At 47.1% G+C, this 15,627-nt stretch carries 4 protein-coding genes; all 4 read right to left on the reverse strand.

What is annotated here, in order from left to right:
- Window positions 1-7 precede the first annotated feature (7 nt).
- Window positions 8-6,565 (reverse strand): non-ribosomal peptide synthetase, encoded by a 6,558-nt coding sequence (locus OL444_RS20945; RefSeq protein WP_264729961.1) that lies wholly within the window; start codon window positions 6,563-6,565, stop codon window positions 8-10.
- Window positions 6,562-8,505, reverse strand: coding sequence for an AMP-binding protein (locus tag OL444_RS20950; protein ID WP_264729960.1), 1,944 nt, complete (start codon window positions 8,503-8,505; stop codon window positions 6,562-6,564). The genes OL444_RS20945 and OL444_RS20950 overlap by 4 nt, the downstream gene beginning before the upstream one ends.
- A 943-nt stretch (window positions 8,506-9,448) precedes the next feature.
- Entirely contained in the window at window positions 9,449-11,893 is a 2,445-nt protein-coding gene (locus OL444_RS20955; RefSeq protein ID WP_264729959.1) for a TonB-dependent receptor, read from the reverse strand.
- Window positions 11,894-12,244: 351 nt separating this feature from the next.
- Window positions 12,245-15,619: a non-ribosomal peptide synthetase gene (locus OL444_RS20960; protein ID WP_264729958.1), complete on the reverse strand. Its 3,375-nt coding sequence runs from the start codon at window positions 15,617-15,619 to the stop codon at window positions 12,245-12,247.
- Window positions 15,620-15,627 lie beyond the last annotated feature (8 nt).

Raw genomic sequence — 15,627 nt, forward strand, 5'->3', positions numbered from 1 at the left:
ACTTATTTTACAGTATCAGCTCTTCCTGGTTCTCTTCTGCTTTGTTACTTTCATCCTCCATCCACTTCATCGTTTCCACAAAGTTGGAGAGATGTTCTACGGTAGGTGAGATGAAGAGATTCTTCAGATCTATCTTTACGCCATATATCTCCTGGATCTTTAAAATCACCCGGGCTGCTTTGAGGCTATGGCCACCGAGGTCGAAGAAATCATCCCGGAGTCCTATGACCTCTCTGTCCAATACCTCTTTCCAGATGTCAATAATCTGTCTGTCTATCTCATTCCTGGGTGCTATATAAGTACTGCCGATAGTTGTTGCCTGTAGAGATGCAGGCAAAGCCTGCTGGTCCAGTTTACCGTTTGCCGTGAGCGGGAATGCTTCCAGCAGGAAAAAGCAGGTAGGTATCATATAGGCAGGCAGGCGGTTTTCCAGCAGCCCGCGCCAGCTGGCGGCAGGTACATCTGCCGATGCTGCCGGAATGATATAGGCCATCAGTTCATACGCATCGCCGGCACTTTTCTTCGCCAGTACCACCGCATCTTTTACTTCATCCAGTGCCAGCAAAGCGGAGGTTATTTCCGCCATCTCTATTCTGTGACCGCGTATCTTCACCTGCTCATCTTTCCGGCCGATATACTCTATATCACCATTGGATAATATTCTGGCGAAATCCCCTGAGCGATAAATGCGTTCATCCGGTTTAAACGGATGCGGTACAAATTTTTCCCGGCTCAGTTCCGGCCGGTTATGATATCCTCTTGCCACTCCTGCGCCCCCTACACATAGTTCACCGATGGTCTGCACCGGGCATAAAGTCAGGTCCTGATCCAGTACATAACAACTGAGTGTGGGAATAGGTATGCCGATATTACTTTTGTTCAACGCAATCGCTTCATCGGTAATTTCTTTCCAGGTGACATGCACCGTTGTTTCGGTGATACCATACATGTTGATCAGCCGGCATTCGCTACATACTTTTTTCCAGGGCGCCAATAGTTCTGGCATCAGGGCTTCTCCACCAAAAATGACGTACCTCACCCGGAGGTCCTCCTGTGCGAGACGTTGTCCGTTCAATAACAGCAGACTTCTGAAAGCAGTAGGTGTCTGATTCAGTACCGTAATTTTTTCCGCTTTCAGAAAATCGTAGCACAAAAGCGCATCCTGCGCTGTTTCTTTCGGTACCATCACCAGCCGGCCACCATTCAACAAGGCGCCATACATTTCCCATACCGAAAAATCGAAACAGTAGGAATGGAATAATGACCAACTGTCTTTTTCGGTGAAGTCAAAAATATTTTCATCATTAAAAAACAGTCTGTTCACCTGCCGGTGTTCTATCAATACCCCTTTGGGATGACCGGTTGTACCGGAAGTATAGATCACATATGCCAGATCTTCCGGCTGTACAGCGGCTGCATAGGGCGTCAGCGTTTCATCCGGCTGCCGGGCAACATCTACCAGCAGTACGTCATCCGGCAATGCATGCACGGGTAATATATCGTACAATAGCAGGCGGCTTCCAGCATCGGATACTATATACCTGATCCTCGCAGCCGGATAGGCCGGATCTATGGGTACATATGCTGCTCCTGCTTTCAGTACGCCCAGTATGGCTACCAGCATCCATTCGGAACGATCCATATGCAATGCCACCAGCTCCTGTGAGGCGACCTCGTATTGTTCTTTTAACAGCCTGGCCAGCTTTCCGCTGCTTTCATCCAATGCCTGATAACTGATACTGTTGTCCTTTACCTTCAGGGCAATATTGTCCGGATAAGCGGCCACCATCCGCCTGAACAGGGATACGATGGTTTCATCTTTACGGTATCCTACTGCTGTCTGATCTGCCTTGTCACATATCAGCTGCAACTCCCGCTGCCCGGACACGGCAATATCCTTTATCAGGATATCGGGGGCAAGACAGGTTGTATGTATGATTTTCTGCAGATAGCCCACAAACCTTGCCACCGTTGCTTCCACAAACAAATCGGTGTTGTATTCCAGTTCCAGTAAGAGCTGCTCCTCCTTCACTTCAAAGGAGAAAGTCAGGTCATACTTAGTGACCCCGGCATCCAGGTGTAGCTGTTCCAGCACCACACCATCTGAAAACGTAGTCGCCGATCCGCTGATACCGGTTGCCTCCTGCAACACCACCATTACATCGAACAGCGGAGAATGCGAAAGATCACGCCGGGGCTGCAAGGCCTCCACGAGTAATTCGAAGGGGAAATACTGATGGTCGAACGCCTGTAATATATGGCTGCGCCACTGTGCCAGCAGGGTACTATAGCTCAGGCTTCCGGTTACCTTCATGCGTAACGGCAATGTATTGACGAAGAAACCTATCTGATCGTACAACTGCATCTGGTCTCTCCCCGCTACCGGCGTGCCGATCGTAATATCTTCCTGGTTGGCTGTTTTTTTCAGCAATACGGAAACAGCGGCCATCAATTTCATAAACAGACTCACGTCGTGTTTCAATGCCGTTTCCTGCAGCAACCTGGTATCTTCTTTTGTAAACAACTGCCGGTAAGTGGCTCCGTTGTAGGTTTTCACCGCCGGACGATGAAAATCCGCCGGCAGTTCCAACGGAATGATCTCATTACCAAACACCGCTTCTTTCCAGTATAACAACTGCTGCTGCAAGACCTCATCTGTAAGATGTGCCCGCTGCCATACGGCAAAATCTCTGTATTGCACGTCGGGCAATGGCAATGAAGTAGCATCATTCTCCTCCAGTTGCCGGTATGCAGCCGCCACATCTTTATACAACACGCCTATTGACCATCCATCGCTGATGATATGATGCATACAGAACGAGAGAATAGTCGTTTCCGGCGTTATCAGCAGCAAACAACGGAGCAATGGCCCCTGCTCCAGATCGAAGGCGCGTTGCCATTGTTTTCTGAGGAAGGCTTCCTGTTCCGCTTTTGTCTGTAACGGTTGTTCATAAATATTGATTGCAAACCGGATGTCTGCTGCAGGCAGTATCACCTGCACAGGCCCATGTGTGCCTTTTCTGAATACGGTACGCAGGCTTTCATGTTTCGCCATCACCATGCGAAAAGCCGCTTCCAGGGTAGTATGATTGATAGCACCCTGCACCCGGAAGGCCGCCGGCATATGATAAGCCCTGGATGCTTCTTCAAAACCGGTGAGCACCCAAAGACGTTCCTGTGTAAAAGATAAAGGATAGTCAGCTGCCTCTCCGGCACGCGCGATAACCTGCCGGCGATGCTGCGTTTTCTCTTGCAGCAGGGTCGCCTGTTGTGCGATGGTAGGCGCCAGAAATATTTCGTTGAGGGTGAGCTCACGGCTGGTTTCTTTTGCAATCAGTGTACGCAGGCGGGCGGCTTTCAGGCTATGACCACCCAGTTGAAAAAAGTTATGCGTGATACCAAAGTCGCCAGTACCCAGTACTTTCTGCCAGCAGTCGTACAGAACCTGTTGCCATTCATCAGCAGGCAGCACAATTGTTTCCGCAGCGCCGTGTTGCGGAGCAGGCAATTTTTTCTTATCTACTTTGCCGTTGCTGTTATAAGGAATAGCTTCCAGCCGGATATAACAGGATGGCAGCATATACCCGGGCAAGCATTGTTTCAGCGTGGTGGCTATGACCACACTATCCAGCGCCATATCTCCTTTCCAGTAGGCTACAATGGCCTGTTCACCGTTCAATTCCTGCATGGTGACTACCGCCTGTTCTACACCGGTTACCTTCTCTATCTGGTATTGAATTTCACCCGGTTCAATGCGGAACCCTCTCACTTTCACCTGGTCGTCCATCCGGCCGGTAAATGCCAGCTGCCCGTCGGGCAGCCATTTGCCGGTATCTCCGGTACGGTACATCACCAACCCCGGTACAAATGGGTTGGGCACAAATTTCTTTGCCGTCAGCTCCGGGTTATTGAAATATCCTTTTGCCACCGACAGGCCGGAAAGACAGATTTCGCCTTCCACCCCCACCGGCAGCAGATTGGCATCTTTATCAAGAATATACGCCTGCGTATAGCCGACAGGGTTACCAATAGGCACGGTATCATATCTATCATCCCTGAAACGGTATACGGTACTGTAAGTAGTATCTTCCGAAGGGCCGTATAAATTTCTGATGGCGATCCGGTGATAATCCAACTGCTCCTTAAAGATCAGCGGGGCTGCCTCTCCCGCCATATTTACCGCTACCACTTTTGTCCAGTCTATCTTTTGTTCCAGCAAGCTCCGGATCACCGACGGCACTGTATTCAGCAATACTTTATCATCAGCAGGCAACCACTCCGGTATCTGTAACGCGGAGGTGAGCAATCTGATTTTTTTTCCCTGGATGAGAGGCAGAAAAAATTCGAATACAGACAGATCGAAGCAATAGGAAGTAGCCGCATATAATATTTCATAAGGCGTGTTCCGGAACTCATCAGCGGCCCATTTGAGGAACGCGATGGCGTTCCTGTGCGTGATTTCCACTCCCTTGGGCTTTCCGGTAGAACCGGAAGTATAAATCAGGTAAGCCGTATCATCCGGTGATACCGCCGGCAGGTGGAGCAGCGGGGCGTCTTCCGCTGTTAGCAGGTCCAGTTCAATGATGTTTCCTGTATAAGTTGGCGGGATACGTTGTTTCCCAATCTCATCTACCAACAGGATGCCCGCTCCGGCATCATCCAGCAGGTAGGCGATACGCTCATCAGGATAATTAACGTCTACCGGGACATAGGTACAACCACTCTTCATACATCCGACAACGGCAAACAGCATTTTCTCCGTTCTGTCCAGCAGCAATGCTACGGTACACCGCCCGCCGGCCAGCCTGTTATATATTTTATGGGCTACCGCTGTAGCATACGTATCCAGTTCAGCATAACTATAGGTTTTATCTACTGTCAGTAATACCGGCTCATCACTATGCAGCTTTGCGGCAAACAATTGCAGGATCGTTGTCTCCTCCACCGTACCCACCAGTGTATTGAAGGTATGCAGTATCTGTTTCCGGGCCGCCTCATCTGCCAGCTGTATAGCCGCCAGCGTAATGGCAGGTGCTGTCATTACCTGGCGGATAATATACAGGAAGATATCATACAGGAGGCGTATCGATTCCTCTTTAAACAATCTGGTGCTGTATTCTATTTCCAGGTAATAGCGGAGGTCTGGTTCAGAGGAGAAATTAAAGGTAAGATCAAATTTTGCAGCTACATCCGGCCGGTGACGTCTGTCGCCGCCATACAGGTAATCATCCAGCGGTGTCAGGCTGAAACCGTGCTGGTGCTGATAGCTGATCGTACCATCACCGATGGAGGTATTCTGTAATACCATCATGACATCAAACAACGGATTATGCGACACATTACGGCTAACGGCCGATTCTTCAATGATCCTGTCCAGCGGATAGTGCTGAAATTCCAGTGAATGCACGGAGTCGGCTGATATCTGATTCAGGTATTCGCGGAAGGTAAGGCTTCCGTCGAATACCGACAACAAAGGCAGCGTATTTACGTATAGCCCTATCTGTTCGTGCAGCTGACTGCTGGGCCTTCCCGCTACCGGCACCCCAATAATCACTTGTTCCTGGCCGGACAATTTATGCAGTAGTACACCCAGCAAGGCGCGGAAGACATTGAATAAAGTCGTTTTGTTGTCCAGGGCAAACTTTTCCAGGGAAGCGTATAGCCCATTTTCGAAGTATAGTTTCAGACTGGCCCCTTCAAAATAATTGGTGTCAGGTCTTTTGAAATCTGTGGGTAACGTAATCGGGGCCACTTCTCCCAGTTTCCGGCTGCGCCAATATTCCCTTGCCTTACTGGTACTGTCGCCACTCAGCTTTGTTTCCATCCATATCACATAATCCTTATACTGAACAGGTAGCGGGCGGTGATCGGTTTTATTCCCCAGGCACAATGCCTTGTAATGCTGCATGACCTCCTGTACCAATACACCAATAGACCATCCATCGCTGATAATGTGATGGATGGAGAAGATCATGGCATATTCATCTGTTGCGATCTGCAACAGCTTTACTTTCAGCAGGGGACCGTTTTCCAGGTCATACAGCCAGTTACCGGCTGCCGCCACTTCCTCCGTCAGTTTGCGCTTCAGATCAGCAACATGACGGATATCACTATACGAAACAGCGAACGGCATATCTTCCAGGATCAATTGTACGGGTTCTCCTTCCACCTCCCGGAAAACAGTACGCAGGCTTTCATGCCGCTGAACAGCGAGCCGGAAAGCTGCTTCAAATTTTTCTCTGACAACCGTTCCTTTCAGATGAAATTCTGTGGTGATATTATATGCCTGGTTGCCACCTTCAAACTGACTTAGTACCCATAGCCTGCGCTGTGCATTGGAAAGCGGATAATGTGTTCTTTCCCCGGCAGGTGTAATCACTTCCATGGCTGCAGCGTTCCTGCTTTCTGTCAGAAAGGCTATCAGTTCCTGCTTATGTGCCTGTATTTCCTGCCGGAGCGCCGGGGTGAAAGCGTTGGTATTACCACTTAGCTTCAGGTTATCTCCATCGGCCTGGGGCACAATTCCAATGGTCCTTAATTGCTTTAATAATTCTAATACTTTCATATAGTTATTTTTTCTCCGGCAGATTCCACATTTCTCAGCCAAATCAGGTTAGCAATAAACTCTTCCAGGTCTTTTACATAACGGAAAGACAATAATCTGGTGGCTTCCATATTCAGTTGCAGATAATGATTGATCAGGTTCACCATCTCCACTCCTTTCAGCGAATCAATGCCCAGCGCTATCAGTTCTGTATTTTCATTAAAGTCGGATGTTTTCAGTTCCAGTTTCAGGGTCTGGTTGATCAGCAAGCGGAGGAAGTCTGCTATTTTTTCCAGGTTATCCGGATTAATTGTTATGGCCAGATTGGCCAACGCATCTACCGGTATCGGTATGTCGCGTTTAGTGGCGATTACTTTTTCCAAGGCCCCTTCGAGATAGTCTTTCCGGCAGCGGATGCGCTGCAGTTTGCCGCTGGAAGTGCGTGGCATACTCCGCGGGCCCAACAGCACAATATCTATACAACTGATATTGGTGACCGCAATGACTACGCTATCGATCTGCTGCAGGATAACCGCTGCTTCTTCCGGATTGGTATGGCGGCCGATTTCGGCAAACACCAGGGGTAACTCTGTTATATCAGCCAGGTAGGATACAATGACATTGTTAAATGATAAGGCTTCTACTGCCGCGGCTATTTCATGCTCCAGGTCGTAGGGAAAATAATTTTTCCCGTTGATGATGATCATCTCTTTCTGCCGGCCGGTAATGTATAGCTCTCCTGCTTGTATCCGGCCAATGTCGCCGGTTCTCAGGAACTGTTTTCCATTTATATTACAGAACAAACTATCGTTGTCGCGGCCCAGGTAACCGCTGGTAACAGAAGGACCATGAATAACGATCTCACCTTCCTCTTCTGCAACTTCTCCGGTTTCGGTATTTAACAAGGCTACTTCAAAGGTGCGGCATATTTTACCGGAAGATACCAGCGATCCGGCTGTTGGCCGATAGGTACCTGCTGCTACCAGCAGGGTGGCTTCTGCCAGGCCATAACAGGGAAATAACGCATCGGGATTGAAAGCCAGTTTGGCGAACTTTTCCGCGAATGCATCCAGCGTTCTTTTCTTCACCGGCTCCGCACCATTATAGGCGATTTTCCAGGTACGGAGGTCTACTCCTTCTTCCAGCAGGCGATCGGCATCTACTTTTTCTATACAGAGGTCGTACATGAAATTGGGGCCGCCACTATGTGTTACCTTATACTGCGATATCAGCTGCAACCAGCTTTCCGGGCGCTGCACCACTGCTACGGGCGACACCAGCACACAGGTACAGCCGGTATACAAACATTGTAACAGGTTGCCGATAAGGCCCATATCATGATAAAAGGGTAGCCATGATAACACAACAGTATCCTGGTCACAGGAAAATGTTTCCTGTATCTGTTGCAGATTGCTTACTATGTTTTCCTGAGTTACCACTACTCCCTTAGGCAGGCCGGTAGAACCAGAAGTATACTGAATAAAAGAAATGTTATTATCGCCTGTTGCAGCAGCAAATGCAGCTGAGTCCATGTTTTCATCAGACCAATCTGTTCCGGCAATCCTCTCTTCGGGGATATGCAATGCTGCCAATCCTTCTCTGATCACGGCAAGATTGGAGGCTTCACAAAGGATCAGTCCTGCTGAACAATCGTTTATGATATGCTGCAGGCGCATGAAGTGCCGCTGGGTTCTGGGATAGAACATCGGCACTGCAATAGCCCCCACTGCCTGACAAGCCAGAAAAGCGACTACAAAATCGATACTGCCGGTATACAACAGCAATACCGGTTTGGTCATATCATAGTGTTCCAACCGGGCAGCCAGTCTTTTTACATTTGAAAACAAGGCGGTATTTGTACATGTAATACATGTTCCATGCTGTTCCACAGCATGAAACACCGTTTTGTCCGGGTTAAGTGCAGCTATCTGCCTGAAAATTCCATATGAGCTATACTCCATAAAAAATCGTTGGCGTTAATAATAAGACATACCTGGAAGCTATGCCGGCAGTTCCATCATGCCGCTTAGCAGGTTAACTGTATGATGATGTATTTATTTACTTACACACTTCAAGTCCGCTTTGTACCTGCCATTCGCCGGCCGCATGCTGAACTCCCGGCGGCAAAGGGGTATTCGCGAAACCGTTTGTCTTTACGGTGAGCAGCGAATTATCTCCATACGCAACAGGTATATACAGGATACCTGCTGTAAAAAAGCACGACCGGTACTGCGGTAATATTTGGATGTTCGTACAAGCGTATTCCCCGGAATGGCATTATTTTTCATAGCAGTCATTTCTGTCTGCTGACACACTGATGTTGCGTTCCTTACATGCACATGCGCTCCAAAAGCAGTATGGTTTTAAAAGCCAATGACAGCGAAACAGCGCATAAAAAAAATACCACAAGCGTTATTCCATCGTTCATCATAAATGCGAGACAATAGACAACAATCAGGTACTGTCTCCTGCTTGCACAGAAATCCAGCCGCTATTTGACAGGCATATCCCTACCGGAATAATATATCACAGACATGACTGAGATGTCTGTTTTATTATCCATTAGTATATTCAGTCCATTATAGTAATCAAACTGTTGAAGCACCCTGGTATCCGGGAGGCATTCGCCGTAAACAGAAAATGATGCCGGGCCGGGTGTATATCGTATTAATCGGGTTAAATGATTGGGTTATCATGCATAGGCTTACAAACAACTGTTGTAAACAATATTGTATCAGTTACTTTAAAAACAGGCCGAATAAAGTTTATCTTGTTCCCAATAAATTATAGCGTTAGCATTTTAAGACAAGCGGGTTAAACAATAAGCTGATTTTTTGCTTAAAATGCCGGTAATCGAAATATGTTTTTGATCGTTGCTTTGAACTATGTTATCTGGTGGTCGTATTATTTTATGCGGTTCTTTTCATCTTTTAGTCCATTGCCTTCTGCTGATGAGCCTTTCACCTGATTATTTCCAAACCTGTATGTGAATGATATTTTTACCTGTTGTGTTTCTCGCTTGTTTCTCCCGGTGTAATAAAGTCCTCCGAAATCTCTCTTCAACGTATAGTCAAAGGAGTTAAACATATCTGATACACTTAACCGCAACACGCCTGCGTCTTTCAGTATTTTTTTCTGTATGCCCGCATCCAGCTGCCACTGTGCATAAATGGTTGCCGGCACGTCCGGAAAATCTGAATTATAAAATCCCGATAATTCAGCACTCCAGCCTTTACCAATACTAAAGGTATTGCTGCCGGTTATGCTCCAGAAGTTATCGGATGTAGAGATAGGCACCTTTCCTCCGCCCATTACTCCTGATACTTTTTGATGGAAGAGTCCCAGTGTATAGTAAAAATTCCACCACTTGAGGGGAGCCAGTTGCACAGTAGTGGAGAGGTTGTAGGTATACTGGTGAGCGACGTTAATGTTGGTCTGGAAAGTTCTGCCAGCGGAAATCGTATCCCGGTAGCGCACCATAAAATCTCTCACATCTGTGTAGCTCACCGAAGTAGTGAGAAACTTCCTGAACGCATGAGATAACTTAACTGTACTGGAAAACTGCGGTTTCAGGAAAGGGTTGCCTTTCATGTAAGACAATTCATCCAATACAAATTCAAAGGGATTGAGATCCTGATAAACCGGTCGGTCGATCCTTTTGTTGTAGGATAACTCCAGTGTATGATCCTCATTAATATCATAGGTAACCGCTACATTGGGGAACAGGTTGATATACTGGCTATCGAGTGCCTGTTCTCCTTTGCCGGAAAGTGTCCGTAACCGGCCATCTACGTTCGTCTGTTCTCCTCTGAGCCCTGCTACAAACGTCCATTTACCCACTGCCAGGTTATAGTTAACGTAGGCAGCGTATATTTTTTCATCATACACAAACTGATTGGTACGCGCTGTATCTGTTTCCGGCAGGTTGTTTTTATCCACCTTAAAATAATGTACACTGTTGTCTGTTCTGGTTCCACTGACTTTAACACCGGCATTCAATGTTCCGCCAAAGAGTGGCTGCTGATAATCGAGTTTACCTGCGTAAATATCAATTTTTGCAGCATTGAAATTATGAAACAAGACAGCGCTGGTACCATTACCGCCATTATTCATGTAATAATTAGGCTGAAAGCTGTTTGCATCCATATTGTAGCGGATATAGCTGCCATCAGCTACCAGCTCCCTTCCGTCCTTATCGGCGTAGCGATAATTGACACTGTAATTATACAGATGACTGCTTTTCCGCTCTTCGTTACCGGCCAGCAATGTGGAGTCGATCTTACCGGGTATTTTATAGATAGGTGTAATACTATTGGCACTGCTCTTCGTAGCCGGAATATTGGCGTCTACAATCACACTCAGTCGGCTACGTGGAGAAATAAAGTAATCCGCTCCTGCTTTAAACGTGTGTATACTGCTGTGGATAACGTTTCTATAGCGCTGGTCAAAATGTACCGGCTCATTTTTACTATTGTTCTGTATACGAAAAAAGTCTATTGTCCACAGGCTGTTTCCGGTAAAGTAATTATAGTTGCCGAAGAAGTTAAATTTCTTTATCCGGTAATTAAGATTGATACCTGCATCATATTTGGGATTATAGGAACCAAATCCTGCGGTCAGGGTAACATTGGAATTGAAGCCCAGCGCCTGCCCTTTACGGGTTTTGATGTTGATAATACCGGCATTACCGGCGGCTTCGTATCTGGCGGATGGATTGGTAATGATTTCTATGGTACCGATATCAGCAGACTGCATACTTTTAAGCAGGTCTGTCAGTTCTTTCCCGCTTAAGGTAAGCTGACGGCCATCCTGGTATACCTGTAAACCGGTACGTCCATTGATGGTGATGGCATCGTCGTTTCCCTGCCGCACACCTGGTGATTTGAGCAATAACTCATATACTGAGCTACCGGTTGCATTCACACTTCCAGCCACATTTACAATAACGCGATCTGCCTTTACCTGCACTGGCGGTATCTTTCCGGCCACCACTACTTCTTTCACCTGATTTTCCGAAGATGCCAGCACGATATCCCGGATGATGGCCCGATCACTTTCCTGTAATGCATTAATGGTATCCCACCTGTCTTTATACCCCATGCATTTTGTATACAGGTAATACCTGCCTGCCTTCAGATCTTTCAGTTCATATCTTCCGGTACTATCAGCTACAGCCATTTTTACATTGGAAGAATCACTAAATGCCAGCAGCGTGATACTGGCATATGATACCGGCTTACGCGATGAAGCATCTGTAATAACACCTGCAATTGTTTTTGCCGTCTGTGCAACAGTTTCATGATAGCAAAAAAATAACAATACTGATATGTATACAAGTAATTTTCTCATACCGCTGATCCGTGAAGGAAATGATTTGGAAATAAAATGGTGGCTATTAAAATCCTGTGGATTACAGTCATGCAACTGGTTTATCCAGGGCTAAATGAAATGGTTTATATTGAGTTGAAACAACAGGGCTTATATTATCCATCACGCCTTACGCTTCCTATTCAAACGATCAGATAAATTACAGATATGTGTTTCCTGAAGTATTCATTCAGTTTTATTAGCTACAAAAATGTAATGGTTCATTTTGCTTTTTGCTTTCAAGGTTTTTCATTCCGGTGCTTGAAGATAAAGAAAGATATTGTATTCAACAATCATCATACAAAAAAATAATTATTACCCATGCTGTAACCCTTACCTGTTCACGGAATCCAATTCAAATGCAAATTGCATGTTGTAATAATAATACTCAAGGTCCTGTAATACAATTTGCCATGAAACAGCATCTGCTACCAGATGATGACAACACATAAAGAGTATCGGCCGGTCATTTTCGCTGTAGATGGCAGCAAAGAATGTAGTCTGACCTGTAGTACTGATTTCCTGCAAAGCCATTTCACGACAAGTTTGCAAATCCACATCCGGCTGGTCTTTCAGCTCTCTGACGACCAGCATCGCGGCCACCTCAACAACTGGCCGGTAACGTTGAAACCAGACCCCATGATGTTTGACAAATGATAACCGCAGTGCATCATGTGTTTCCAGTATTTTGATGAAACACAAACGGAGTTTCTCTATATCATAATCGGCTGTTATATACCAGGATGAATGCACCAACAGTTTCCGTCCGTTATTGTCCTGATCAAAGAACCACTGCTGAATAGGTGAAAGCATAAAGTTCAGCCCGTCATTGACATCATCTGCCACTATATATTCCGGCTCTACCGGTGATATCCCTACGTTGTTAGCTGCCCCTCCAGATGTAGTGATATACGGTTTATCCAAAAACTGCTGCAAGGTAAGCTCCACGCCTTTTTCCCGGCACATGGCTATTACGCGCAGCATCTTCAGCGAGTCTCCACCCAACTCAAAGAAGTTACTGTCTGCCCTGATCTCCTTCTTATCTAGTAGCAGTACTGCTGCCCATATATCCCTCAACATATCTTCCAGTCGTTGTTTCCCCGCTGTATTTGTACCAGCAGTTTTACTGCCTACCGTGATATACGGCGTTTCCATGAACTGATCCAGGGTCAGTGCCATACCTGCATTCCGGCTCATACTGATCACCCGCAACATTTTCAGCGAATCGCCCCCCAGTTCAAAAAAGCTGGTGGTGTTGTTAATCTGTCCCCTATCGATCTTCAATACTTCAGACCATATGGTCGCCATCTCCTCTTCTCTGCTGCCCACTACTATTACAGGTTGATGGTCTGTTTCGATCGCTGCGGGCGGCAATGCTTTCTTATCTACCTTATCATTCGGGGTCATTGGAAAATGAGACAGATGCATAAAATAAGCAGGAATCATATAAGCCGGTAATTTGTCTGCCAGATATTCCCGCAAGGCAGACACCTTTATCTTCTGATCGGCCACATAGTAGGCAATCAGACATTTATCACCGTCTTTTTCTCCCGCCAGCACCAATACATCTTTGATGGCCGTATGTTTTGCCAGCCAGCTTTCAATATCTCCCAACTCTATTCTGTGACCGCGTATCTTTACCTGTTCATCTTTCCGCCCAATGTATTCAATATCTCCATCGGGCAATACGCGGGCATAATCGCCCGAACGGTACATCCTTTCTCCCGGCCGGAACGGATCGGCAATAAACCGTTCTGCCGTAAGCGCTGCACGGTTATGATATCCCCTTGCCACACCGGCGCCGCCTACATATATTTCGCCAATCGTCTGTACGGGACATATAGATAAATCCCGGTCCAGCACATAACAACTGAGAGTAGGAATGACTCTCCCAATGTTGCTTTTGTTGACTATAATCTCCTCCCCCGTAATTTCCTTATAGGTCACAAACACCGTCGTTTCCGTGATGCCATACATATTAATCATCCGACACTCCGTGAAAACTTTCTTCCATGGCACCAATATTTCAGGCAGGAGAATTTCCCCGCCAAAGATGACATAACGCACCGCCAGATCTGATTTCACAAACCGCCCGCTGTTCATCAGCAGACTGCGGAAAGCGGTGGGCGTCTGATTCAGCACCGTAATCTTTTCCTGTTTCAGGAAATCATAAAATGACAGGGCATCCTGTGCTACTACCTTAGGCACCACTACCAGCCGGCCTCCTTTCAGTAATGCGCCATACATTTCCCAGACGGAGAAGTCGAAACAATAGGAATGAAACAAAGACCAACTGTCTGTTTCCTTAAAATCATATATGTCAGCATCATTAAACAGCAGTCTGTTCACATGCCGGTGCTCAATCAGTACCCCCTTGGGATGTCCCGTTGTGCCGGAAGTATAGATAACATACGCCAATTGACCGGGAGTCACCGCTGCCGTATAAGGCGTCAGCAATGCAGTATTGACCTGGGTAATGTCTACCGGTATCACTTCTTCCGGCAGCGGATGTGCAGGCGGCACATCATACAGCAGCAACCGGCTGTCGCCATCCTGCAAAATATAGGTTATCCGTGGAGCCGGATAAACCGGATCTACCGGCACATATACGGCGCCGGCCTTCAGCACAGCCAGGATGGCAATAACCATCCACTCGGTACGATCCATGTGTAATGCCACAAACTCCTCCGGCAATACCTGGTATTGTTCTTTCAGCAACCGGGCCAGCTGCCCGCTCTTTACATCCAGCTCCCGGTAAGTCAGCTGCCGGCCATTTGCCGTCAGCGCGATATTATCCGGATATGTTGCCACGGCCCGGGCAAACAGGGAAATAATAGTATCCTCTTCCCGATATCCTACCGCTGTCTGATCTGCCTTGGAAAAAATCTGCTGTAGTTCTTCCGCGTCGGATACGGAAACAGCTTTTATACTGCTATCCGGATGACGGCACGTAATACCTGCGATAGTGACCAGGTACCCGATAAAACGTTCTGCCGTAGCAGCGGTGAATAAGGTGGTGTTATAAGTGAGCTCCAGCTGCAGCTGGTCACGTTGTAAAGTAAAAAAGAAGGTCAGGTCATATCCCGCTGTAGCAGCAGGTACTGCCGACGGAGGCACCGCTGCGACCTCCGTAATACTGGCCATATCCAGTACCACCATCACATCAAACAGCGAAGAACGGGAAGGATCCTGCCATATATCCAACTCCTTCACCAATTCATCAAAAGGTATTTCCCGGTTGCTGAACGCCTGTTGAATAATATCGCGCCAGTACAACAACAGCTCATGACAGCGCATCGTTCCGCTTATGCGGGCACGCAGCGGCAACTTATTAATGAGACCAGCAACACCGGTGGTGACAGTTCCCAATATAATGTCGTCCTGATTAGCTGTTTTTTTAAGCAGTACCGACACAACAGCCGTTAAAACCGTTAACAGTGAAACCCGGTGCTGCGCCGCTGTTTCCAGCAATAGCGCCGTATCTGCTGCGGTAAACAGGTACCTGGCGGCGGCACTTTCCAGCGACTTCACTGCCGGCCGGTGAAAATCTGCCGGTAACTCCAGGGGAGTAATATCTTCGTTGAATACATATTTTTTCCAATAAGAAAGTTGTTGTTGCAAAACTACAGGAAGCGCCTGTTCCTCTTCAGCAGGCAGGAAGCTACCTGACACCGGCTCCTGCCTGTTGTGATCCGCCGTATTCCTCATATACATAT

This window comes from Chitinophaga nivalis, from assembly GCF_025989125.1.
Classification (GTDB): Bacteria; Bacteroidota; Bacteroidia; order Chitinophagales; family Chitinophagaceae; genus Chitinophaga; species Chitinophaga nivalis.

Excerpts from the sequence above, each read along its gene's own strand:
- OL444_RS20945 (WP_264729961.1), bottom strand. The coding sequence starts at position 6,565 with ATGAAAGTATTAGAATTATTAAAGCAATTAAGGACCATTGGAATTGTG.
- OL444_RS20950 (WP_264729960.1), bottom strand. The coding sequence starts at position 8,505 with ATGGAGTATAGCTCATATGGAATTTTCAGGCAGATAGCTGCACTTAAC.
- OL444_RS20955 (WP_264729959.1), bottom strand. The coding sequence starts at position 11,893 with ATGAGAAAATTACTTGTATACATATCAGTATTGTTATTTTTTTGCTAT.
- OL444_RS20960 (WP_264729958.1), bottom strand. The coding sequence starts at position 15,619 with ATGAGGAATACGGCGGATCACAACAGGCAGGAGCCGGTGTCAGGTAGC.